Origin of the sequence: Polaromonas glacialis, from assembly GCF_000709345.1 — a bacterium.
Taxonomy (GTDB): Bacteria; Pseudomonadota; Gammaproteobacteria; order Burkholderiales; family Burkholderiaceae_C; genus Polaromonas; species Polaromonas glacialis.
In genome coordinates this window covers 2,699,028-2,720,875 of record NZ_KL448323.1, presented here as the reverse complement: position 1 = coordinate 2,720,875, position 21,848 = coordinate 2,699,028, and the positions used below count along the sequence as shown (strand labels likewise).

At 61.7% G+C, this 21,848-nt stretch carries 22 protein-coding genes; 12 read left to right on the top strand and 10 right to left on the bottom strand.

Annotation, left to right across the window (positions count from 1 at the left end; genetic code table 11):
• The first annotated feature begins 61 nt into the window (after positions 1-61).
• The gene (locus tag EC86_RS0113375) at positions 62-841 is read left to right on the top strand and encodes an enoyl-CoA hydratase (protein ID WP_198026788.1); all 780 of its coding nucleotides are present in this window, start codon (positions 62-64) and stop codon (positions 839-841) included.
• A 193-nt stretch (positions 842-1,034) separates the two neighbouring features.
• On the opposite strand, the gene EC86_RS0113370 is transcribed toward EC86_RS0113375, so the two are convergent.
• Positions 1,035-2,696, bottom strand: a complete 1,662-nt coding sequence (locus EC86_RS0113370) for an L-lactate permease (protein WP_029526157.1) — start codon at positions 2,694-2,696, stop codon at positions 1,035-1,037.
• 312 nt (positions 2,697-3,008) lie between these two features.
• Between EC86_RS0113370 and kdsA the strand changes: the two genes are divergently transcribed.
• From kdsA to EC86_RS0113355, 3 genes are all read left to right on the top strand, one after another.
• Complete coding sequence (gene kdsA / locus EC86_RS0113365) at positions 3,009-3,857, top strand: 3-deoxy-8-phosphooctulonate synthase (protein WP_408633919.1); 849 nt, start codon at positions 3,009-3,011, stop codon at positions 3,855-3,857.
• A 127-nt stretch (positions 3,858-3,984) separates the two neighbouring features.
• Positions 3,985-4,509: a phasin family protein gene (locus EC86_RS0113360; protein ID WP_029526154.1), complete on the top strand. Its 525-nt coding sequence runs from the start codon at positions 3,985-3,987 to the stop codon at positions 4,507-4,509.
• A 150-nt stretch (positions 4,510-4,659) separates the two neighbouring features.
• Positions 4,660-5,151, top strand: coding sequence for a thioesterase family protein (locus EC86_RS0113355; RefSeq protein ID WP_029526153.1), 492 nt, complete (start codon positions 4,660-4,662; stop codon positions 5,149-5,151).
• Between the two features lie 108 nt (positions 5,152-5,259).
• Here EC86_RS0113355 and EC86_RS0113350 read toward each other — a convergent pair whose 3' ends face one another.
• The 4 genes from EC86_RS0113350 to EC86_RS0113330 all read right to left on the bottom strand — a co-directional run bounded on the left by EC86_RS0113350 (position 5,260) and on the right by EC86_RS0113330 (position 9,591).
• On the bottom strand, positions 5,260-6,576 hold the full coding sequence (locus EC86_RS0113350) for a multifunctional CCA addition/repair protein (RefSeq protein ID WP_051675892.1): 1,317 nt from the start codon (positions 6,574-6,576) through the stop codon (positions 5,260-5,262).
• Complete coding sequence (locus tag EC86_RS0113345; RefSeq protein WP_029526149.1) at positions 6,573-7,625, bottom strand: RNA-guided endonuclease InsQ/TnpB family protein; 1,053 nt, start codon at positions 7,623-7,625, stop codon at positions 6,573-6,575. Before EC86_RS0113345 ends, EC86_RS0113350 begins: the two co-directional genes overlap by 4 nt.
• A gap of 298 nt (positions 7,626-7,923) precedes the next feature.
• Positions 7,924-8,610 (bottom strand): glutathione S-transferase family protein, encoded by a 687-nt coding sequence (locus EC86_RS0113335; protein ID WP_029526147.1) that lies wholly within the window; start codon positions 8,608-8,610, stop codon positions 7,924-7,926.
• Positions 8,611-8,634: 24 nt separating this feature from the next.
• A complete protein-coding gene (locus tag EC86_RS0113330; RefSeq protein ID WP_029526145.1) occupies positions 8,635-9,591 on the bottom strand; it encodes a complex I NDUFA9 subunit family protein in 957 nt (318 codons plus the stop codon).
• Between the two features lie 198 nt (positions 9,592-9,789).
• Between EC86_RS0113330 and EC86_RS0113320 the strand changes: the two genes are divergently transcribed.
• Complete coding sequence (locus EC86_RS0113320; protein WP_029526143.1) at positions 9,790-10,233, top strand: hemerythrin domain-containing protein; 444 nt, start codon at positions 9,790-9,792, stop codon at positions 10,231-10,233.
• Between the two features lie 34 nt (positions 10,234-10,267).
• Here EC86_RS0113320 and EC86_RS0113315 read toward each other — a convergent pair whose 3' ends face one another.
• Positions 10,268-10,798, bottom strand: a complete 531-nt coding sequence (locus EC86_RS0113315; protein ID WP_029526142.1) for an MgtC/SapB family protein — start codon at positions 10,796-10,798, stop codon at positions 10,268-10,270.
• Between the two features lie 89 nt (positions 10,799-10,887).
• Positions 10,888-11,355 (bottom strand): acyl-CoA thioesterase, encoded by a 468-nt coding sequence (locus tag EC86_RS0113310; protein ID WP_084181318.1) that lies wholly within the window; start codon positions 11,353-11,355, stop codon positions 10,888-10,890.
• Positions 11,356-11,448: 93 nt separating this feature from the next.
• Between EC86_RS0113310 and EC86_RS0113305 the strand changes: the two genes are divergently transcribed.
• The 7 genes from EC86_RS0113305 to rnk all read left to right on the top strand — a co-directional run bounded on the left by EC86_RS0113305 (position 11,449) and on the right by rnk (position 18,695).
• Positions 11,449-13,269: an ABCB family ABC transporter ATP-binding protein/permease gene (locus tag EC86_RS0113305; RefSeq protein WP_198026787.1), complete on the top strand. Its 1,821-nt coding sequence runs from the start codon at positions 11,449-11,451 to the stop codon at positions 13,267-13,269.
• A 117-nt stretch (positions 13,270-13,386) separates the two neighbouring features.
• Positions 13,387-14,367, top strand: a complete 981-nt coding sequence (locus EC86_RS0113295; protein ID WP_029526139.1) for a LysR substrate-binding domain-containing protein — start codon at positions 13,387-13,389, stop codon at positions 14,365-14,367.
• Between the two features lie 422 nt (positions 14,368-14,789).
• Positions 14,790-15,689 (top strand): transporter substrate-binding domain-containing protein, encoded by a 900-nt coding sequence (locus EC86_RS0113290; protein ID WP_029526138.1) that lies wholly within the window; start codon positions 14,790-14,792, stop codon positions 15,687-15,689.
• A 109-nt stretch (positions 15,690-15,798) separates the two neighbouring features.
• Positions 15,799-16,521: an amino acid ABC transporter permease gene (locus EC86_RS0113285; protein WP_029526137.1), complete on the top strand. Its 723-nt coding sequence runs from the start codon at positions 15,799-15,801 to the stop codon at positions 16,519-16,521.
• A gap of 1 nt (position 16,522) precedes the next feature.
• Positions 16,523-17,191: an amino acid ABC transporter permease gene (locus tag EC86_RS0113280; RefSeq protein ID WP_029526136.1), complete on the top strand. Its 669-nt coding sequence runs from the start codon at positions 16,523-16,525 to the stop codon at positions 17,189-17,191.
• 54 nt (positions 17,192-17,245) lie between these two features.
• Positions 17,246-17,983: an amino acid ABC transporter ATP-binding protein gene (locus tag EC86_RS0113275; RefSeq protein WP_029526135.1), complete on the top strand. Its 738-nt coding sequence runs from the start codon at positions 17,246-17,248 to the stop codon at positions 17,981-17,983.
• Between the two features lie 301 nt (positions 17,984-18,284).
• Complete coding sequence (gene rnk, locus EC86_RS0113265) at positions 18,285-18,695, top strand: nucleoside diphosphate kinase regulator (RefSeq protein ID WP_029526134.1); 411 nt, start codon at positions 18,285-18,287, stop codon at positions 18,693-18,695.
• Positions 18,696-18,897: 202 nt separating this feature from the next.
• Here rnk and EC86_RS0113260 read toward each other — a convergent pair whose 3' ends face one another.
• From EC86_RS0113260 to EC86_RS0113250, 3 genes are read right to left on the bottom strand one after another with little or no spacing between them, the layout of a single operon-like run.
• Positions 18,898-19,929, bottom strand: coding sequence for a DctP family TRAP transporter solute-binding subunit (locus EC86_RS0113260; RefSeq protein ID WP_029526133.1), 1,032 nt, complete (start codon positions 19,927-19,929; stop codon positions 18,898-18,900).
• Positions 19,930-19,971: 42 nt separating this feature from the next.
• On the bottom strand, positions 19,972-21,270 hold the full coding sequence (locus EC86_RS0113255; protein WP_029526132.1) for a TRAP transporter large permease: 1,299 nt from the start codon (positions 21,268-21,270) through the stop codon (positions 19,972-19,974).
• Positions 21,267-21,794, bottom strand: a complete 528-nt coding sequence (locus EC86_RS0113250) for a TRAP transporter small permease (RefSeq protein WP_029526131.1) — start codon at positions 21,792-21,794, stop codon at positions 21,267-21,269. Before EC86_RS0113250 ends, EC86_RS0113255 begins: the two co-directional genes overlap by 4 nt.
• Positions 21,795-21,848 lie beyond the last annotated feature (54 nt).

The following is a 21,848-nucleotide window of genomic DNA, read 5'->3' as shown; positions in this document are numbered from 1 at the left end:
TGCCAAAGGCAGGTGCCAGCGGTCCGGCTTACACTTTCACCCCCTAACTCCAGGACATTGCATGAATACTTCCAACATTCCAGAAATCCTGACCCATGTCGATGCCGGCGTGATGACGATCACGCTCAACCGCCTGGCGCGCAAGAACTCCATCACCGCCGCCATGTACGACGCGCTGGCCGATGCGCTGGACTCGGCCAACCATGACGCGGCGGTTCGCGCGGTGGTCATCCAGGGCCATGAAACGATCTTTTCGGCCGGCAACGACATTGGCGACTTCCTGAACAAGCCGCCCGCCACCTCGGACGCGCCGGTGTTTCGTTTCCTTCGCGGCCTCAGCAGCTTTCCCAAGCCCATCGTCGCCAGCGTGTGCGGCCCGGCGGTCGGCATCGGCACCACGATGCTGCTGCATTGCGACCTGGTGTATGCCGGTGACAATGCCGCGTTTTCCATGCCCTTCGTCAACCTGGGCCTGTGCCCGGAAGCGGCGTCGAGCTTTCTCGCGGTGCAGTTGATGGGCTATCCGCGCGCCGCCGAGGCGCTGCTGCTGGGTGAGCCCTTCATGGCCGAGACGGCGCTGGACATGGGACTGATCAACCGCATCGTGCCGCCCGCCGAGGCCAACGCCCTGGCGCAGCGGCAGGCGCTCAAGCTGGCAGCCAAGCCGATCACGTCGCTGATGGAAACCAAGCGGCTGATGAAAAAAGGCAATGCCGGCATGGTCGCCGAGCGCATGGCCGAAGAGGGCGCGAGTTTTGGCCGAATGCTGCAGGAGCCCGCCGCGCGCGAGGCGTTCACCGCATTCATGGAAAAGCGCAAGCCGGATTTTTCGGCACTCTGAGCCGTTTCACGCCCGGTTTCAAGCAAAAACAGCTGTTTGCGCAAGCTGGACGGGCGTCTAAAGCTACTTTATTAATAGCGGCAGGCGCTGCGAGGCGAATAAAAAAAAGCCGCTGTCAGTTGCTGACAGCGGCTTTTTTATTGAGAAGTGCCGTGCTCAGCGCACCCCTCAAACGCTTGGATCCTGTCAGCGATCAGTGCACCACCATCAGCGTGAACGGCCACACATACGCCTGCAGCGTCACCAGGCCGCCGACCAGGCAGGCCAGCACGATCGAATGGAAGAACACATAGCGCAGAATGTCGCCTTCGTGGTTGAACCACTTGGTCGCGGTCGAGGCGACGACGATGGACTGCGCGTCGATCATCTTGCCCATCACGCCACCCGAGCTGTTGGCCGCGCCCATCAGGTTGGGCGACAGGCCGAGCTGCTCGGCCGCCACCTTCTGCATGCCGCCAAACAGCACGTTCGAGGCGGTGTCCGAACCGGTCATGGCCACGCCGATCCAGCCCATCAGGGTGCCGAAGAAGGGATAGAACACGCCGCTGTTGGCAAAGGCCAGGCCCAGCGTGGTGTCGGTGCCCGAGTAGCGGGTCAGCGTGCCCAGGCCCAGCATCAGCACGATGGTCAGCAGCGAATAGCGCACCAGCCAGAACGTGCGGAAAAAGACCTTGACGATTTCAATCGGGTTGTACTTCATGATCAGCGCGCTGATGATGGCCGACAGCAAGATGCCGGTGCCGGTGGCCGACAGCAGGTTGAGCACATAAACGGCCGTTTCCTTGTGCGGCACGGGCACCACGGGCGGCACTTTCTCGATCAGGTTGTGCAGTCCGGTCATCGGAAACGACGGCGCGAAGATGCCGTTGAGCCAGGCCTTGACGGGCGGCAGTCCCCAGATGAAGACGAACACCGACAGGATCACCCAGGGCGTCCAGGCGCGGATCAGCGCGGCGCGGTCATGCACCACCACGGGGCCCGGCGGCTTGGCTTCATGCGCGCTGATGTCATGGCCCTTGATCGACGGCGAGGTCCAGATGGTCTTGGGCTGCCAGACGCGCAGAAACAGCACCAGCGACACCATGGAAACGATCGCGGCAATGATGTCCACCAGCTCGGGGCCGATGAAGTTGGACACCAGGTACTGCGGAATCGCAAACGACAGGCCGGTCACCAAAATGGCCGGCCAGATTTCCATCATCGCCTTGCGCCCGGCAAATGCCCAGATCAGCCAGAACGGCACCAGCAGCGAGAAAAACGGCAGCTGGCGGCCGATCATGGCGGTGACTTCCATCAGGTCGTAGCCGTGGACCTTGGCCAGCGTGATGACCGGCGTGCCCAGCGCGCCAAAGGCGACCGGCGCGGTGTTGGCAATCAAGGAAAGGCCCGATGCGGCCAGCGGCGAAAACCCCAGCCCGATCAGGATGCCGGCCGTGACCGCCACGGGCGTGCCGAAGCCGGCCGCGCCTTCAAAAAATGCGCCGAAGCAGAACGCGATCAGCAGCAATTGCAGGCGGCGATCCGCCGTGATGCCCGAGAGCGAATCCTGCAGGATCTTGAAGCTGCCATTTTGTTCGGCCAGCTGCTGCAGAAAGATGATGTTCAGCACGATCCAGCCAATCGGCAGCAAACCGGTAAAGCCACCATAGACAGCCGCCCGGCCCGCCATGTCCATCGGCATGCCATAGGCAAACACCGCCACCACGATGGCGGCGATCAGTCCGAGGCCAGCTGCGATATGCGCCTTGATGTGAAGAAAGCCGAGGGCCACCAGCATCACCACCACCGGGATGGCGGCCAGCAGGGTGGATATGTACATGTTGCCGAAAGGGTCGTATATCTGCTGCCAGATCATGGAATGTCTCCTGGAAAGTTGAAGGTTTGCAGGGTTGCTGCACGCCTTTAGCCGTTTGCGTTTTTGCGGACAGTTCGGGCCGCACTGAACCGTGGCGGAACTATATGGACTAACTGCCCTGCGCAGTTTGAAGCTTTTGATGGAATGATTGCAAAAATTTTGTGGACTTTAGTTCTGGCTTTTTTGAAAAAGTGAAAATCTGCTGTAGGGAACTTAACGCTGCAACGCCAGCCAGCGGAGCAGGGTTTTAAAGGCCATCCCTTGATATTGAATAATTCCAGGGAACTACATTAAGAATTTAACGGGCTGGAGATTTACTTGATCACAATCACTAACAACATTAACGTCAGCAACTCTGGCAGCTTCGTACTGTTCGGCGGAATCAACGTCCTCGAATCGCGCGACTTGGCTTTGCGCACGTGCGCAGAATATGTCCGCGTCACCCAAAAGCTCGGTATTCCTTATGTTTTCAAGGCCAGCTTCGACAAGGCGAACCGCTCATCCATCCATTCCTATCGTGGCCCCGGGCTCGAAGAAGGCTTGCGAATTTTTGAAGCGGTGAAGGCGGAATTCGGTGTTCCTTTAATTACCGATGTACACGAGACCTGGCAGGCCGCGCCGGTGGCCGAGGTGGTCGATGTGCTGCAACTGCCCGCCTTTCTGGCGCGTCAAACCGACCTGGTGGTGGCGCTCGCCAGCACCGGCCGGGTGATCAACATCAAGAAGCCGCAGTTCCTCAGCCCTGCGCAGGTGGCCAATATTGTCGAAAAGTTCAGGGAAGCCGGCAACGACCGGCTGATTTTGTGCGACCGTGGCACCTGCTTCGGCTACGACAACCTGGTGGTGGACATGCTGGGCTTTGGCGTGATGAAAAAGGTCTGCAATGACCTGCCGATCATTTTTGATGTCACGCACGCATTGCAGCAGCGCGACCCCGGCGGTGCGGCGTCCGGCGGGCGGCGCCAGCAGGTGGCCGACCTGGCTCGCGCCGGCCTGGCGGTGGGCCTGGCGGGCCTGTTTCTGGAGGCGCATCCTGATCCTGACCATGCCAGGTGCGACGGTCCGAGTGCCTTGCCACTGGACCAGCTGGCGCCTTTCCTGGCGCAGATGAAGGCGCTTGACGATCTGGTGAAGTCATTCGCGCCGCTGCAGATCAGGTAATTGAACTGACTTCGAGGGTTTCCACTATTTACAACTGCGAACATAAAGTCCGCTTGCGTTGAAATGCATGTGATGGTGTAATTGCTGCACTGCAACATTTTTTCAACCGCAACCCAAGGGAGCTACCATGAACTTCACCAACGACCAGCTGATCGCCACCCAGAAATCCAATGTCGAAGCCCTTGCCGGCTTGTCGGAAAAGGCATTCGCCAGCTTTGAAAAGCTGATCGAGTTGAACATGGCCGCTTCCAAGGCTCTGCTCGGCGAGTCCTTCAGCCACCTGCAAGCCCTGACCGAAGTCAAGGATGCCCAAGAGCTGATGACCCTGCAGTCAAGCCTGGCCAAGCCAATGGCTGAAAAAGCAGCTTCGTACAGCCGCCACCTGTATGACATCGTCTCCGGCAGCAGCGCCGATTTCACCAAGGTTTTTGAATCGGCCAGCGCTGAATCACAGAAAAACGTCACGGAACTGCTGGAAACCTCGCTGAAGAATGCACCGGCCGGTTCCGAAGCCGCCGTGGCCGTCATCAAGTCCGCCATGACGGCCGGCAACAATGCCGTGGAAACCGCCCAGAAAAGCGCCAAGCAGGCCGCGCAAATGGTCGAGTCCAACATTGCCGCGCTGTCCACCGCAGCCGAAAAAGCCGAGTAATCACTCATCCAGAGCCCGGGGCCTTCAATGCCCCGGCAGCACATGGCGGCACCTTCGGGTGCCGTTTTTGTTGGTGCCCGGGAAAATTGCCCGGCCGGCTAACCTTTTCGGCCATCACGCTTCGGCATGGGCTCGCCGACAATGCAGGCCATGACCAAACACCTGACCCCTCCAACGCCCGTGCCCGAGTTCGAAGAAGAGTTTGAAGCCGGGCTAAAGGCCATCTTCGAGGAAAAAATCGTCTTTAACCAGCTGCTCGGCCTGAAGATCAGTTCGATCAAGGCCGATCGCGTCATCGGGCGCATCGACATGCGGCCCGAGCTGATCGGCCATGCGGCGCACCACCGCATCCATGGCGGCGTCATCAGCGCCGGGCTGGACGCCATCGGCGCGCTGGCCGTGATGGCCGCCATCGGCGCGCGGCACATGGACGAAACCCCGGCGCAGCGCCTGCAGCGCTTTTACAAGCTCGGCACGATTGACCTGCGGGTGGACTACCTGCGCCCCGGCATCGGCGAGCGCTTCGAGTTGCGCGCCGAAGTGATGCGTCTGGGTTCGCGCGTGGCCAGTACGCGCATGGAATTCCTGGGCGCCGACGGCATGCTGCTCTCGACGGCGGCGGCGGCCTACATCGTTTCCTGACGCTTCATTCCGTTTCCAGATCAATCCGAGATTAGGCGCGAAGCCGGAGAACAGGCTGTGGCACGGCAAGGCGAAGCAACGACATATCGGTTTGATCTGGAAATGGAATCAGGGTGGCGCCGCAGCCGCATCCTGCTTGACGGCCTCCACCCGCGCCCGGTGAATCCATTCGCCGATTTGCGGGCCGCTCTGGCCGGCTTCCATGGCCTTGGCTGCCACCTGGTCCGTTGCCACGCCCTGGCTTGCGGCCAGCGCCTGCATCAGCCGGGGCCGCTGCGGGTAGGGCGTTTGCTCGAACCCGAGCCGGCCGCGCGCATCGCATTCGCAGGCCAGCAGGATGTCGGCAAAACGCTGCGGCTTGCGAAACGCATCGCAGCGCTCCAGCAGGCGCACCACGGCGGCCGGGCTGAATTCGCTGCTGCGGTGGATGTTGCCGTGCTCGCGCGCCACCACGTCGGCGATCTCGCGGCACTCCACGGGCACGCGCAGGCGCTGGCACACGCCTTTGAGCAGCCGGGCACTGCGCTCTTCGTGGCCGATGTGGCGCGGCAGCACGTCGGCCGGCGTTAATCCCTTGCCCAGGTCGTGGCCCAGGCAGGCAAAGCGCACCGGCAGCGGGGCACCGAGTTGCGCGGCCATGTCGAGCACCATCATCAGGTGAATGCCGGTATCGACCTCGGGATGGTATTGGGCGCGCTGCGGCACGCCCCACAGCCGCTCCACTTCGGGCAGCAGGTGCTGCAGCGCGCCGCAAGCCCGCAGCGCATCGAACATGCGCGAGGGCTTGCCTTCCATCAGGCCGCGCGCCAGTTCCTGCCAGACACGCTCGGGCACCAGCCCATCGACTTCGCCGCCGGCCACCATCTCGCGCATCATCGCCAGCGTTTCGGGCGCGATGGAAAAATCGGCAAAGCGCGCCGCAAACCGCGCCAGCCGCAGGATGCGCACCGGGTCTTCGCGAAAGGCGTCGGTGACATGGCGCAGCACCTTGGCTTTTAAATCGCGCTGGCCGCCGTAGGGATCGACCAAAGCGCCGAAATCAGGCTCGAACAGGCCTTTTGCGCTTTCCGGGTGTGCCGGAGCAGCTATTGAATTGATAGTAAGGTCGCGCCGCGCCAGGTCTTGCTCCAGCGTGACCTCGGGCGCGGCATAGACCTCGAAACCCCGGTAGCCGCGCGCGCTGTTGCGCTCGGTGCGCGCCAGTGCGTATTCCTCGCGGGTTTGCGGGTGCAAAAACACCGGAAAGTCCTTGCCCACCGGCAAGAAGCCCTGCGCCGTCAAGGCTTCGGGCGTGGCGCCCACCACCACCCAGTCGTGGTCCGTGACTTCCAGGCCGAGCAATTTGTCGCGCACCGCGCCGCCGACCATGTAGATTTTGACTTCTCCCCGGCCTGAAGGCCGGGGATTCTGATTCCCGGTGTTCATGCTGAGGCTCCTACTTCTAGCGACGCAAGTCCGCGCCGGGCAATATTTTTCGCAGCGTTCGTGTCGCGGTCGTGTTCGACCCCGCATGAGCACCACCATTGCCTTATGCCAAGACCCGCGACACCTTTCGGCCCCTCAATGCTTGCGCACTGAGAACAGGTTTGGGTTGAGTACGCTTCGTTGACTTCTCGGAACACAACTCGATGCCTGATGGCTTTGTACTCAAGCTGATTCCTGAACGCTGACCAGCCAGCATCGAGCACGGACTTGGCCATGCTTGTTTTTGCCAGACCGGATGCGTTGACGTTGCCAACAAAGATGGCTCCGTGCGATTGCACTAGCCGGGTTGAAACCTTGTGCAGATGGTCATTTCGCTGCGCCTTGACCTTGGCGTGGAGCTGGCGCACTTGATTCTTTTTCTTTGCCCGTTGCGCCGCGGCAATGCGCGACGCCATTTTTCGATACCAGCGCGGATGCGCTATCTTCTCGCCCGTGCTGATGGTCGCCAAATCTTTGAGGCCAAGATCAATCCCGATGGGGTCGCTGCCAGCGGACGCCAGCGATGGGACTTCCACCGGAAGATTGATATACCAATGCCCGCGAGAATCCTGGCTGAATGAACCCGCGCCGAAAGTCTGCCCTTCCTTGAGTTCGCGGGAAACCCATGCACGGTACGCTTTGCCCCGAAACACAAATGCTCCATTGCGCAAGGCAACGTGCCCCTTATTGAAGGGCACCCAGCCCAGCGAGCATTTAGGCGACTTTGGGTTGCTTACGCGCCAGCGCAGCCATGCTTTTTTCTTCGCAGTCCGGCTGCGGTCATAGACCTGACAGACCTGCTGAATCGTGTGCGCGTGAATGTCCAGTTCCTTGCTGCTGCCTGCCGTCAATTTTTGCAAGTCGTGCCACGTCAGCCACTTGCGTTTGCGGTTTACCGCTTTTTGCTGAGTCTCATTGCAATAGTTCCAGACAAAATTGACCGCACGAGCCTGGCGCGTCAGCTCGCTGTCGCAGGTATCGCGGAGTCGAAATTTGTAGGTCAGTTGCATATGTCTTATTGAATCACATTAAGTCATAAATTGCAAGACTTTTTGAATCACTGATAATTGGCTTATGGAAACACCGAAGAAGCCTATGGGCAGGCCACCAAAGCCTGTTAACGAAATACTTGAGCAGCGCTCTATACGGTTGACGGCAGCGCAATGGGCCAAAGTAGATAAGGCCGGTTTGGCCGGGTTGCGCAGGCTCATTGACAAGTGGAACCCCAAGGGGATCGCTTGACCTCCCCCTGAAGGGGAAGATTGCGCTCAGAAAGGTTTATGGCGGGCAGTTTAGCGGCGGGCGGCTTCAGTCGGGCTTGAGCCGGTAGGGTTCCTCGAATTCACGGAAGTCGTTTTCCGCCAGCGCGCCGTCGATCCAGGCCTTCACGCCGGGCAGGGCGGACAAGCGTCCGATGTAGGCGGCAATGTCTTCGGGCACCGGCAAGGCGTAGCTTTTAAGCCGCATGCAAACCGGCGCGAAAAAAGCGTCGGCAATGCAGAAGTCGCCGAACAGCATGGCGCCCTCGTGTCCGGCGAGCAGTTCGCGCCACATGCCGACCAGGCGCGCCACGTCGGCGCGCACGGCGGGCTTGTCGCGCCAGAGCAGCTGGCCGATGTCCCGCAGGTCGGCCTCGATGTTCATCGGGCAGGCGCCGCGCAGCGCGGCAAAGCCGCTGTGCATTTCGGCGCAGACGCTGCGCGCCCGGGCTCTGGCCTGAACGCCTTGCGGCCAGAGGTTTTTTTCAGGGAAACGCTCGGCCAGGTATTCGGCAATGGCCAGCGTGTCCCAGACCTTGAAACCGTCGTCGTCGAGCACCGGCACCTTGCCCACAGGGCTCACGGTGCTGATCTGTTTCCTGAAGTCGGAGCCTTCGTCGAAGGAATCGAAGCGGACGACGATTTCCTCAAAGGGAATGCCGGCCTGCTGAAGCAGCACCCACGGCCGCATCGACCAGGACGAATAATTTTTGTTGCCGATGTAGAGCTTGAGCATGGGTTTCCCGGTGAAGGTAAGGGTTCAGAATCGTCCGGAGGTTTTCCGTTTGGCCATCAGCCCGCTGCGCAGCCCGCGCGCGCCGAGGTAGGTCGGGCCTATCGCCTCCAGCGACGCCGGCGTGATGCCCAGCGCCTGCAGGCCGGGCAGCTTGCCGCTGGCGACGTTGTCGGTCTTCATCGCGTCGAGGTTGTCGCGGCTGAGCACCGGGTCGCCGGGCGCCAGTTCCATGAAGAAGGCCTGCACCCGCGCCAGCGCGTTGGGCAGTCCGATCACGGGCCGGCCGTGGCCCTGGCCAATGCCGGCGTAGCGGCCGGCCAGCTGCACCAGCTGGCGCAGCGTGAAGACATCGGGGCCGCAAGCTTCATACACCTGGCCAATCGTGTCGCTGTCCTGCAGGCAGCGCACCACCGCGCTGGCCACGTCGCCGACCCACACCGGCTGGAAGCGCGCGGTGCTGCCGGCCAGCGGAATCACCGGAAAAATTTGCTGCAGGCTGGCGAAGGTGTTGAGGAACTTGTCGTCCGCGCCAAAGATGACGCTGGGGCGCAGCACCGTCACGTCCAGCCCCGAGCCGAGCAGGGCGGCTTCGCCGCGTGCCTTGCTGCGCTGGTACATCGATTCGGACTCCGTGGAAGCGCCCAGCGCACTGATGTGTACCAGCCGCCGCACGCCGGCGGCCTTGCAGGCGCGGATCAGGGTCAGTGGCCACTGAACGTGCGCCTTTTGAAAAGCCTCTTCCGAGCCGTGCAGGATGGCGATCAGGTTGACCACCGCGTCGTGCCCGGCCACTAGCGCGGCCAGCGCCGCCGGGTCATGCAGGTCGATGGGCGCCACGTCCACCAGCGGCAGCAATTGCAGGTGCCGGGCGCTGGCGCTGCGGCGCGTGGCCACGGTCACGCGGCATTGCAACTGGTTGAGCTTTTCGCAAACCTGGGTACCGACAAAGCCGGTGCCGCCGAAGATCAGAACTTTTTTCATAAGGCCTAATTTAGCGCGTTTGCCGGGGTTTTCCATGAAAACCTTTTCTTTTACGCCGCCAGGCGTGCAGGCCGGCCAGCACTTCCAGCCGATACGACCGGCCTGCCAGGAAAAACCGGAGCTGGCGCGCAGGAACGCCGGCCATCTTTCGCCCTTGGCCTACAGCCAGCCGTCAAGCTCGGTCCGCATAATGAAGCGATGAACATTTTCGAAGCATTGCGCATCAGCCATGTGACCCAGCGCGCACTGGCTGACAACCTGATCCTGACGCAGGGAGACACGCAGGAAAGGGCGTCGATCTTCAGTGCGCTCAAACTGGAACTGGCCGCCCACGCGGCGGCCGAGGAGCGGTTTTTCTACGTGCCGCTGATTGCCCATGACATGACGCAGGAGCCTTCGCGCCACGGCATTGCCGAGCACCACCAGATGGACAAGCTGGTCGAAGCGCTGGAAGCCGCCGACCCCAGTTCACCGGCCTGGCTGGCTGCAGCCAGGGCGCTGCACCACAAGATATACCACCACCTGGAAGACGAGGAGCACAGCGTCTTCCAGCTGGCCGGCAAGGTGCTGGGCGAGGACGAAAAGCTGTCGCTGGCGCGCGACTACGAAGGCGAATTCGTTTCGCAGCGCCTGAAGGACTGATCAGCGCGCAGGCGGGCGCTGCTTGCCGGCGGACTCAGTGCTTGTCAGGTGGCTGGCGCTCATCGATCACCAGCGCTTCGGGTTTTTCCACCAGCCTGACAACTTGCGGTATCAGGGTGAAGATGGCCAGCGCCAGCAGCGTGCTCAGCACCGCTGTCGATTCACGCCCCATTCCGGCTGCCACGCCGATGGCGGCAGTCAGCCAGATGCCGGCGGCCGTCGTCAGGCCCTTGACCTTTTCCTCGTCGTCGCCCTTGAGGATGGTGCCCGCGCCCAGAAAGCCGACGCCGGCAATGATGCCTTGGACCACCCGGCTGACGTCATCGTGCTGCATGCCCGACTGCTGTGACAGCAGCACGAACAGCGCCGCGCCCATGGCCACCAGCATATGGGTGCGCACGCCGGCGGCCTTGCCCTTTTGTTCGCGCTCTATGCCTAGCAATCCGCCCAGCACGGCGGCCAGCGTCAGGCGAAGCAGGATGCGCGTGACCTGCGCAGCGTCAGGCAGGTCCGAAAATTCAGCGGCGATGGTTTGCCCCACCTGCTGCCACGTGGCTGAATCCATGCAAACCCCTTTGACTGACTTGTTTTTGTAGTTAAAAGTGCCTATTGCGCACACCCAGCATGCATACCATGCTATTTATTAAATAGCATTCAAGGCTTGGCGATCTTTTGCGGCTTGCCGGCATCGTCAATCGCCACGTAGGTCAGGCTGGCTTCGGTGACCTTGAAGTAGCGGCCCTGCGCCCGGAAGCCCTCGGCAAACACCTCGACCTGCACCGTGATGGAGGTGTTGCCGATACGCGTCACGGCAGCAAAGAACGACAGGATGTCGCCGACCCGCACCGGCTGCTTGAAGATGAACTGGTTGACCGCCACGGTCGCCATGCGGCCATCGACATAGCGCGCCGGCAGCACCGCGCCCGCCAGGTCCACCTGCGCCATCACCCAGCCGCCGAAAATGTCGCCGTTGGCATTGCAGTCGGCGGGCATCGGGATCACCTTGAGCACCAGCTCCTTGTCGGTCGGCAGCTGGCCGTGCAGGGAGCGGGTGTCCAGGCCGGCGCTTGCTGGGGCTGTGAGCGCGGTATTGGCCGGGGAGGCGCTTGATTCGAAGGACATAGGCACAATCTCTGAGGTTTGAAAAAACAACTCCAACGATTGTGACGTATGCGCTCCCGAGCTTCCTCCGCTGATTCCTACCCCGCGCCTGCCATGGCGGCTCCAGGCGCCAAGGCAGCGCCCGCGCCTGCGCGTTCCGACTGGGACACGCTGAAAAGGCTGTTTCCCTACCTCTGGGAATACAAATGGCGCGCCATCGCGGCGCTGGCCTTCATGGTCGGCGCCAAGCTGGCCAACGTCGGCGTGCCGCTGCTCCTCAAAAACCTGGTCGATACCATGAGCTTCAAGCCCGGCGACGTGCAGGCCGTGCTGGTCGTGCCGGTCGCGCTGCTGCTGGCCTATGGCTTGTTGCGGCTATCGACCACGCTGTTCACCGAACTGCGCGAGCTGGTGTTTGCCAAGGCCACCGAAGGCGCGGCGCGGCGCATCTCGCTCGAAGTGTTCCGGCACCTGCACGCACTCAGCCTGCGCTTTCACCTGGAGCGCCAGACCGGCGGCATGACGCGCGACATCGAGCGCGGCACACGCGGCGTGCATTCGCTGATCTCGTATTCGCTCTACAGCATCATCCCGACGCTGATCGAGGTGACGCTGGTGCTGAGCCTGCTGGCGGTCAAGTTCGACGTCTGGTTTGCCGGCATCACCTTGATTGCGCTGGTGTTCTACATCACCTTCACCGTGCTGGTCACCAACTGGCGTACGCAGTTCCGCAAGACCATGAACGAGCTCGATTCGTCGGCGCACAGCCGCGCCGTGGACTCGCTGCTCAATTACGAAACCGTCAAGTACTTCAACAACGAAGAGTTCGAGGCCGGCCGCTACGACGAGAACCTCAAGCGCTACCGCGCCGCCGCCATCAAGAGCCAGCGCACGCTGAGCATGCTCAACGCCGGGCAGCAGCTGATCATTGCTTTCGGGCTGGTGGCGATGCTGTGGCGCGCCACGCAGGGCGTGGTTGATGGCCGCATGACGCTGGGCGACCTGGTGATGGTCAACGCCTTCATGATCCAGCTCTACATTCCGCTCGGTTTCCTGGGCGTGATCTACCGCGAGATCAAGCAAAGCCTGACCGACCTGGAAAAAATGTTCAACCTGATGGAAAAAGAGCGCGAAATCGCCGATGTGCCTGGCGCCGAGCCGCTTTTCATCGAGTCCACGCCGGCGGTGCGTTTCGAGAATGTCAGCTTTGCCTATGATCCGGCGCGGCCGATTCTGCACAACGTCAGCTTCGAGATTCCGCCTGGCAAGACCGTGGCCGTGGTCGGCTCGTCGGGCGCCGGCAAGTCCACGCTGGCGCGGCTGCTGTACCGCTTCTACGACGTGCAGCAGGGCCGCATCACGATTGCCGGGCAGGACATCAAGCAGGTCACGCAAGCCAGCGTGCGCCAGGCGATCGGCATCGTGCCGCAGGACACCGTGCTGTTCAACGACACGGTCGAATACAACATCGCCTACGGCAAGCCCGGCGCGACGCACGAAGAGGTCGAGGAAGCCGCGCGCGCCGCGCGCATCCACGACTTCATCGCCTCGACGCCGCTGGGCTACAACACCATGGTCGGCGAGCGCGGCCTGAAGCTCTCGGGCGGCGAGAAGCAGCGCGTGGCGATTGCCCGCACGCTGCTGAAAAACCCGCCGGTGGTGATTTTTGACGAGGCCACGTCGGCGCTGGACTCGGCCAACGAGCGCGCCATCCAGGGCGAACTGCGCACCGCCGCGCAGAACAAGACCACCTTGGTGATTGCGCACCGGCTTTCGACCGTGGTCGATGCGCATGAAATCCTGGTGATGGACGCCGGCCGCATCGTCGAGCGCGGCAACCACAACGCCTTGCTGGCCGCCAACGGCCGATACGCCGACATGTGGGCCATGCAGCAGCAGGCCAGTGACAATATTTTGGATGAAATAGGGGTATAGCGCTTTGCCAGTGGGCGTAAGCAGCTATTAAAAGATGAGTAAAAAACGCTCGCCGATTGCAGACATCGGGGGCGTGGCGCGCGCCGCCCGCGCGGTTTCCAGCCGCATAATCCTCGCATGGAAACCAAATGGCTGGAAGATTTTGTCTCGCTCGCTGAAACCCGCAGTTTCAGTCGCTCCGCGCAATTGCGGCATGTCACGCAGCCGGCATTTTCGCGGCGCATCCAGGCGCTCGAAGCCTGGGCCGGCACCGATCTGGTGGACCGGAGCTCTTACCCGACGCGGTTGACGCCGGCAGGCCAGACGCTTTACAACCAGTCGCTGGAAATGCTGCAGGGCCTGCAGTCCACCCGGGCCATGCTGCGCGGCCACACGTCGGCCGGCCAGGACTTCATTGAATTTGCCGTGCCGCACACGCTGGCCTTCACCTTTTTCCCGGCCTGGGTCAGCAGCCTGCGCGACAAGTTCGGCCCGATCAAGAGCCGGCTGATCGCGCTCAATGTGCATGACGCGGTGCTGCGGCTGACCGAAGGCAATTGCGACCTCCTGATCTCCTATCACCACGACTCGCAGCCTTTCCAGTTGAACGCCGACCGCTACGAGATGGTGTTGCTGGGCCAGGAAATGCTGGCGCCGTTTTGCCGGGCGAACGCCGATGGCGCGCCCGAATTCCGGCTTCCCGGGCAGGCCGGCCAGCCCCTGCCGTACCTGGGCTATGCGCCTGGGGCCTATCTGGGGCGCATGGTGGAATTGATCCTCAAGCAGTCGAGCGTCCCCATCCATCTCGACCGGGTGTACGAGACCGACATGGCCGAGGGGTTGAAAGCCATGGCGCTGGAAGGGCACGGCGTGGCATTTCTGCCTCTCAGCGCCGTCAGAAAAGAGCTTCGTTCCCGAAAGCTGGTCAGTGCCGGCGCAGGCCTGGAAATGACCATGGAGGTCCGGGTTTACCGTGAACGGCCAAGCACGCGGAATCCCGCCAAGCGCCACGCGCAGGATTTGTGGCTCTATCTGCAGTCGCAGGCCGACGGCAAGGAAAAGGCGGTCGGCCTTGGCGTCCTGCCGGCGCCCGCCCGGCCATCGCCAGCCGCTAGGTAGCAACCCGGGGCTGTTATAACTATTTTGCATAGTTTTCCGTGCAAACAGCATTGGTGATTTCAGGGTGGTGAAATTACAGTGCGTGACGCCCCGTTTTTGACACGGTTCATCACCCGAAAAATGTTTTCAGTCTTCGTTTGCCACCACGAAGCCATGGCGTGGCGACGCGGGTTTTGAAGGGCAAGGCCGCATGCCTGTGGATGCACCGGAAGTGAACGGCGCAAAAATTGCTTGCGGGAAAATGACATTCCCCGGGGCCGCTGCGCAAGCTGAAAAGCAGGCTTTTCCCGGTGATGGCCGGAAAGCGGAGTCACGACGGAGTGCCGGTTTGTCTGGCAAGCAGGCCGGGTAAACCTAGGCACGGGCTTGCGGTCGGCCTCTATAGAATAGTTTTTTCCAATTGTTTCTTCACAGGAGATTTCATGAAATTCAAGACAGCCACTCTGGCGCTCGCGCTATTCGCGTCAGGCGCAGCCTTTGCTCAGGCGACCGATACCGTCGCCAAGGCCAAGGCTACCGGCGTCGTCACCATGGGTGTCCGCGATTCGTCCGGCGCCCTGTCCTATACCCTGGGTGATGGCAAATACGTGGGTTATCACGTCGAAATCTGTAACCGAATCATTGCCAATCTTGAAAAAGCGGCTGGCCGCAAACTTGAAGTCAAGTACCTGCCAGTCACGTCGCAGAACCGGATTCCGTTGGTCCAGAACGGCACGGTCGATATCGAATGCGGCTCGACCACCAACAACGCCACGCGCGCCAAGGATGTCGCTTTCGTGCACACCACCTTCGTCGAGGAAGTGCGTATCGCGGTGAAAGCCAACTCCGGCATCACCTCGATTGCCCAGCTCGCCGGCAAGAACGTCGCCACCACAACCGGAACCACGTCGGTGCAGACGCTGCGCAAGAACGAGCGCGCCAACGGCGTCGACTTCAAGGAAGTCTATGGCAAGGACCATTCCGACAGCTTCCTGCTGCTGGAGTCGGGCCGCGCCGATGCATTTGTCATGGATGGCTCGATCTTGGCAGGCAATATCGCGTCCGCCAAAAACCCGGCCGATTTCAAGATCGTCGGCGAAGTGCTCAGCGTCGAGCCGATTGCGATCATGGTCCGCAAGGACGATGTCAACCTGAAAAAGATTGGCGACAGCACCGTTAACGAACTGATCAAGACCGGCGAAATCAACAAGCTCTGGGACAAGTGGTTCATGCAGCCGATCCCCCCGAAGAACACCCGTGTCGGCCTGCCCGTGAGCGAAAGCACCAAGGCCGCCTGGGCCACGCCGAACGACAAGCCGATGGAAGACTACGCCAAGAAGTAACATCGGCCCTCAAGGTCAACGGACCCCGCTCGTGATTGCGCTGGCGGGGTTTGTTGTTTGACACGCGGAATTTTCATCAGGCAGCGAATAACAACAGGCAGGAGTCAGCATGACGTGGGATTGGAAAGTTTTTTTAAATGACGATGGTGGCGGACGCACCTACCTGGAGTGGATGATGACCGCCTGGGGCTGGACGCTGTCCGTTGCCATTGCCGCCTGGGTCGTCGCCATGCTCGTCGGCGCGCTGATGGGCACCTTGCGCACCCTGCCGAACAGCCCGTGGCTGGTGCGGCTGGGCAACGTCTGGGTCGAGCTGTTTCGCAACATTCCGCTGCTGGTGCAGATTTTCCTCTGGTACTTTGTGGTGCCCAAGATGTTCCCGGCCATGAAGGAAGTGCCCGGCTTTGTGCTGGTGGTGCTGGCACTTGGGTTTTTTACCTCGGCCCGTATCGCCGAGCAGGTGCGCGCCGGCATCCAGGCCCTGCCGCGTGGCCAGCGTTATGCCGGCATGGCGCTGGGCTTCACCACCGTGCAGACCTACCGCTACGTGATTTTGCCCATGGCCTTTCGCATCATCATGCCGCCGCTGACCAGCGAGTCGATGAACCTGCTGAAGAACTCGTCGGTGGCGTTTGCCGTGTCGATTGCCGAACTCACCATGTTCGCCATGCAGGCGCAGGAAGAAACCTCGCGCGGCGTCGAGATCTATATCGCGGTTACCGCGCTGTACGCGATTTCCGCCTTTGCGGTCAACCGGCTGATGGCGCTGGTCGAAAAGAAAATGCAGATACCGGGCCTGGTCGTGGTCGGCGCTACCGGCGGAGGACACTGACATGTTTGGACTTGACCTGACCTTTTTGAACTGGGACATCCTGTCCAAGTTCGTCATCAACGGCTTTCTGTTCAGCGTCCAGCTGACCGTGGTCGCCACGCTGGGCGGTATTTTGCTGGGCACGCTGCTGGCCCTCATGCGCCTGTCGGGCAACAAGCTGCTGGCGATTCCCGCCACCATCTATGTCAACGGCATGCGCTCGATTCCGCTGGTCATGGTGATCCTGTGGTTTTTTCTGCTGGTGCCGACGATCATTGGCCGGCCGATCGGCGCGGAGCTTTCGGCCACGATCACCTTCGTCGCCTTCGAAGCCGCCTATTTCAGCGAGATCGTGCGCGCCGGTATCCAGTCGATCTCGCGCGGGCAGGTGAACGCCGGCCGGGCGCTGGGCATGACCTACGGGCAGAACATGCGGCTGATCATCCTGCCGCAGGCCTTTCGCAACATGGTGCCGGTGCTGCTGACGCAGACCATCATTTTGTTCCAGGACACCTCGCTGGTCTATGCCATTGGCGCCTATGACCTGCTCAAGGGCTTCACCACCGCCGGCAAAATCTACGGCCGGCCGGAAGAGTCGTACCTGCTGGCTGCCGTGGTTTATTTCGTGCTGTGCTACAGCCTGTCCTACATGGTCAAGCTGCTCAACAACCGGATTGCCATCATTCGCTGACACGGCCGGTATTTGCCGGGCCCCTAAATTTTCATCGCGCACACTGGAGAAAAAATGATTGAGTTGAAAAAGGTTTCCAAATGGTACGGTGCCGTGCAGGTTCTGAATGACTGCAGCACCCGCATTGAAAAAGGCGAAGTCGTCGTGGTTTGCGGGCCTTCGGGCTCGGGCAAGTCGACCCTGATCAAGGTCATCAACGCCCTGGAGCCTTTCCAGAAAGGCCAGATTTTTGTCGATGGCCAGGCCGTGCATGACCCCAAGACCGACCTGCCCAAGCTGCGCAGCCGGGTCGGCATGGTGTTCCAGAATTTCGAGCTGTTTCCGCACCTGAGCGTGACCGAGAACCTGACGCTGGCGCAGGTCAAGGTGCTGGGCCGCAAGCCCGACGAAGCCAAAAAACATGGCCTGAAGTACCTGGACCGCGTCGGCCTGATGCTGCACAAGGACAAGTTTCCGGGCCAGCTGTCGGGCGGCCAGCAGCAGCGCGTGGCGATTGCCCGGGCTTTGAGCATGGACCCGATTGCCATGCTGTTCGATGAGCCCACCTCGGCGCTCGACCCGGAAATGGTCGGCGAGGTGCTCGACTGCATGATGGGCCTGGCCACCGATGGCATGACCATGATGGTCGTCACCCACGAAATGGGTTTTGCCAAGAAGGTCGGCAGCCGCGTGATCTTCATGGACGTGGGCGGAAAGATTCTGGAAGACTGCTCGAAAACCGAATTTTTCAGCCATCCCGAAAATCGCAAGGACCGGACCAAGGACTTTTTGAACAAGATTTTGTCGCACTGAGCGTAAAAGGCAGGCCGCGTCGTGCCTGCCTGCACCTGGCAGGATGCTAGGATCAGCTTCTATGCGATCCACGCCAATGTTCACCCTGTTTGCCACCGCGTACCCGATCGCTGCCTCGGTGGCGGTGCGCGCAGGGGCAGGCTGCCCGCCGCAGTGGCCGCACCAGCCCGTGGCACATTCCTGAGCCCGGCGATCCATCCTCCCTTGACTTTTTAGCGCCTTTTTCTGGATCACCGGGCCTCGTTCGCAGCGCTGGCTTGCCGGTAAGCCTGTTCCGGCTTTTTGATTCAGGAGTTCATCCATGGCCATTTCCCCGCAACCCGCACGCGTTCTGACCGAACTCGATCACGTCCGCATCGGCAAGCTGCTCAAGCATCCCAACATGGAATTTGCGGCCGAACTGGCATCGGTGCTCGACAATGCCGAACTGGTGTCTTCCTATGACGTGCCGCCCGATCTGGTGACCATGAACTCCCAGGTTCTGATCGCCGACGAGATGCTGGGCGAGGAACGCACCCTGACGCTGTGCTATCCGTCCGATACCGACCCGAACACGGGCTTTGTCTCGGTGCTGTCTCCGGTCGGCACGGCATTGCTGGGCCTGGCGGAAGGCCAGACAGCCCGCTGGAGCGCACCCGGTGGCGAGCCGGCCTCGGCAAAAATCCTCAAGGTCGTTTTTCAGCCGGAAGAAAGCGGTGATTTCCTGCGATAGCGCGCATCCGTTTCAAGCTGGGGACTATTTTTTTCATAAAATAGGCCTCTGGCGCGGGTGCAGTATACGCAAGCAGCTATAAATTCGGTAGCAAAAATTGGCCGGGTGTATCGATGAAAAGTCAGGCGTCAGCCAAGGGTTGCAGCCGTTGGAATGCAAAAAAGCCCCGAAATCCGGGGCTTTTTTGCGTTCGGTGTGTCGATTATTTCTTGCGCGCCGCGATCGCTTTTTCAGCCGTCGCCACCAGGTTGGCGCCGATCTGGTTCTTCCACTTGTCGTAGACCGGGCGCGTGGCCTTGACGAAGGCTTCGCGCTCGGACGGGCTAAGCTGCGTCACGGTCACGCCTTGGGCCGCAATGTCCTTGAGCAACGGACGGTCGGCTTCGGCCAGGCCCTTGCGGGCAATGGCGATTTCCTGCTTGCCGGCATCCACCGCCGCCTGCTTGACGATGGCCTGGTCGGCGGGCGTCCACGAGGCCCAGATGTCCTTGTTTGCCACGAAGATCAGCGGATCGGCCACATAGCCCCACATCGTCACATGCTTTTGCGCCATGGTGTGCAGCTTGGCGGCGGTATAGATTGCCATCGGGTTTTCCTGGCCATCGACGGCGCCGGTGGCCAGCGCCGGCTGGGCATCGGCCCAGCTCATCTGCGTCGGGTTTGCGCCCAGCGCGGTGAAAGTGTCGAGGAACAGCGGCGAGCCGACGACGCGGATCTTCAGGCCCTTCAGGTCCTCGGGCATCTTGATGGCGCGCTTGGAATTGCTGATCTCGCGGTAGCCGTTTTCGCCCCAGGCCAGCGGCATCACGCCGGCCTTGTCGATGATCCTGAAAATCTCCTTGCCCACGTCGCCCTGCGTCAGCGCGTCCATTGCGGCGTAATCAGGCATCAGGAAAGGCAGCGAGAACAAATTGAGTTCCTTGACCTGCGGCGACCAGTTGATGGTCGAGCCGACGGCCAGGTCGATCACGCCCTGGCGGATGGCGCTGAATTCGCGCGTCTGGTCGCCCTGGATCAGCGACACGCCCGGGTAGAGTTTGATGTTGATGCGGCCCTGCGTGCGTTCGCGCACCAGGTTGGCCCAGATTTCACCGCCCTTGCCCCACGGGTAGGCGGGGCCTAGCACCAGCGACATCTTGTATTCGGACTTGTAGGCCGTCTGCGCGGGCGCGGCAGCGCTGAAGGCCAGCGCGGCGGCGGTCATCGCCAGGCCGAGGAAGGTTTTGCGTTTGATCACGGAGTCTCCTTGGGGTAAAAATCAAGAATCGGTTCAGGCTCAGTAGCCCAGCTTGCGCGGCAGCCACAGCGCCAGTTCAGGGAAGGCGATCACGGCGACCAGCACCAGGAACATCGCGCCCAGCATCCAGACCACCCAGCGCACGGTTTCCTCCATGCGCACGTTGGCAATCCGGCACGACACCATCAGGTTGACCGCCAGCGGCGGCGTGAACTGGCCAAGCGCCACCTTGAGCGTGAGGATGACGCCGAACCAGACCAGGTCCCAGTGGTAAAACTGGGCAATCGGCAGCAGCAGCGGCACGAAAATCAAAAAGATCGAAATGCCGTCGAGGAACATGCCGACGGTGATCAGCATCAAAATCAACAGCGACAGGATGCCGTACTCGCCCAGCCCCGAATTGACGATGGCATTCGTCAGCGGGTCAATCACGCCCAGCGTGCTCAGCGAATAGGCAAAGATGCCCGCCAGCGACACCACCAGCAGGATCACCGCCGACAACTCGCCCGACTCGCGCAGGATGGGAAACAAATCGCGCACCGAGATCGTGCGGTACACCACCATGCCGATGAACAGGCCGTAGAAAACCGCCACCACCGCCGCCTCGGTCGGCGTGAACCACCCGGCGCGCATGCCGCCCAGGATCAGGACCGGCGCGGCCAGTCCCCAGACCGCTTCGCGGAAACTCGCCCAGAAGGGCGGGCGCGGCATGCTTGCCTCCAAGGCGCCCATCTTGTGCCGGCGCGACAGCCAGACCGCCGGAACGATCAGCGCCAGCCCGGCGAGGATGCCCGGCACCATGCCGGCGGCAAACAGCGCCGGCACCGAAGCGCCCGGCACCAGCACCGAGTAGATGATGAAGGCCACCGAAGGCGGAATCAGGATGTCGGTGGCGGCTGCTGCGCCCACCACGCTGGCCGAGAACGCCGCCGGGTAGCCGGCGCGGTTCATGGCCGCGATCATCACGCCGCCGACCGCCGCCGCGCAGGCCGGGCCCGAGCCCGAAATGCCGCCCAGGAACATCGCCACCGCAATCGCCACCAGCGGCAGCATGCCGGGGCCGCGACCGACGATGGCGACGGCAAAATTGACCAGCCGCAGCGCAACGCCGGAGCGGTCAAAGATTGATCCCACCAGCACGAACATCGGAATCGCCAGCAGCGGGTATTTGCCCAGTCCGGCGTAGAAGTTCTGCGGCACGGCCAGCAGGCCGAACCACTGCGAATCGCCATTGGCCAGCGCAATCGCCGTGGCGCCGGCCAGGCCAAGCGCAGCGCCAATGGGAACGCCCACCAGCATCATGGCGATGAACGCCAAAAACAGCAGCGTGACGATCATGCGCGGCGTCCACGGCGGATGAACAGGCCCACGGCGCGCAGCGCAATGCCGATGGAAATGACCGGCAGCCAGATCGAATACCACCACTGCGGAATCCCGATGCCCGGCGAGGTCTCGCCAAAGCGGTAGTCGTCCCACACCAGCCGGATGCTCAAGACGCCAATCAGCGTGAACAGCAGCGCCACCAGCACCGCACCCAGCCGCGCTAGAGTCTTGCGCCGCGCCATCGAGCCGCTGTCGGAAAAGTATTCGATGCGGATATGCCGGTCGCGCGCCACCGCCGCCGAACTGCCGACCAGCGCCAGCACGATCATCAGGAACACCGAGAACTCCTCGGTCCAGGCAAATGACTGGTTGGTGAAATAGCGCGCAATGACATTGGCAAAGGTGATCAGCGCCAGCGCGCCCATGACGAGGACGGTCAGCCAGTCCTCGATCTTGAGCGGCACCCGGACCGGCTCGTCGATGTCATCAAGGAGCGGCAGGGCTTCTGGCGAATGGCCAGCGTGGGGAGGGGAAGACATGAAGGGCAAGCCTGGGGAGCAAGAGTTGAAACAGCCGGGATTATCCTGCAGCCG

Coding starts and splice junctions, on each gene's coding strand:
- EC86_RS0113375 (WP_198026788.1), top strand. CDS start 62: ATGAATACTTCCAACATTCCAGAAATCCTGACCCATGTCGATGCCGGC.
- EC86_RS0113285 (WP_029526137.1), top strand. CDS start 15,799: ATGACGTGGGATTGGAAAGTTTTTTTAAATGACGATGGTGGCGGACGC.
- EC86_RS0113290 (WP_029526138.1), top strand. CDS start 14,790: ATGAAATTCAAGACAGCCACTCTGGCGCTCGCGCTATTCGCGTCAGGC.
- EC86_RS0113275 (WP_029526135.1), top strand. CDS start 17,246: ATGATTGAGTTGAAAAAGGTTTCCAAATGGTACGGTGCCGTGCAGGTT.
- EC86_RS0113305 (WP_198026787.1), top strand. CDS start 11,449: ATGGCGGCTCCAGGCGCCAAGGCAGCGCCCGCGCCTGCGCGTTCCGAC.
- rnk (WP_029526134.1), top strand. CDS start 18,285: ATGGCCATTTCCCCGCAACCCGCACGCGTTCTGACCGAACTCGATCAC.
- EC86_RS0113255 (WP_029526132.1), bottom strand. CDS start 21,270: ATGATCGTCACGCTGCTGTTTTTGGCGTTCATCGCCATGATGCTGGTG.
- EC86_RS0113295 (WP_029526139.1), top strand. CDS start 13,387: ATGGAAACCAAATGGCTGGAAGATTTTGTCTCGCTCGCTGAAACCCGC.
- EC86_RS0113250 (WP_029526131.1), bottom strand. CDS start 21,794: ATGTCTTCCCCTCCCCACGCTGGCCATTCGCCAGAAGCCCTGCCGCTC.
- EC86_RS0113345 (WP_029526149.1), bottom strand. CDS start 7,625: ATGCAACTGACCTACAAATTTCGACTCCGCGATACCTGCGACAGCGAG.
- EC86_RS0113335 (WP_029526147.1), bottom strand. CDS start 8,610: ATGCTCAAGCTCTACATCGGCAACAAAAATTATTCGTCCTGGTCGATG.
- EC86_RS0113320 (WP_029526143.1), top strand. CDS start 9,790: ATGAACATTTTCGAAGCATTGCGCATCAGCCATGTGACCCAGCGCGCA.
- EC86_RS0113360 (WP_029526154.1), top strand. CDS start 3,985: ATGAACTTCACCAACGACCAGCTGATCGCCACCCAGAAATCCAATGTC.
- EC86_RS0113330 (WP_029526145.1), bottom strand. CDS start 9,591: ATGAAAAAAGTTCTGATCTTCGGCGGCACCGGCTTTGTCGGTACCCAG.
- EC86_RS0113315 (WP_029526142.1), bottom strand. CDS start 10,798: ATGGATTCAGCCACGTGGCAGCAGGTGGGGCAAACCATCGCCGCTGAA.
- EC86_RS0113280 (WP_029526136.1), top strand. CDS start 16,523: ATGTTTGGACTTGACCTGACCTTTTTGAACTGGGACATCCTGTCCAAG.
- EC86_RS0113355 (WP_029526153.1), top strand. CDS start 4,660: ATGACCAAACACCTGACCCCTCCAACGCCCGTGCCCGAGTTCGAAGAA.
- EC86_RS0113310 (WP_084181318.1), bottom strand. CDS start 11,355: ATGTCCTTCGAATCAAGCGCCTCCCCGGCCAATACCGCGCTCACAGCC.
- EC86_RS0113350 (WP_051675892.1), bottom strand. CDS start 6,576: ATGAACACCGGGAATCAGAATCCCCGGCCTTCAGGCCGGGGAGAAGTC.
- EC86_RS0113370 (WP_029526157.1), bottom strand. CDS start 2,696: ATGATCTGGCAGCAGATATACGACCCTTTCGGCAACATGTACATATCC.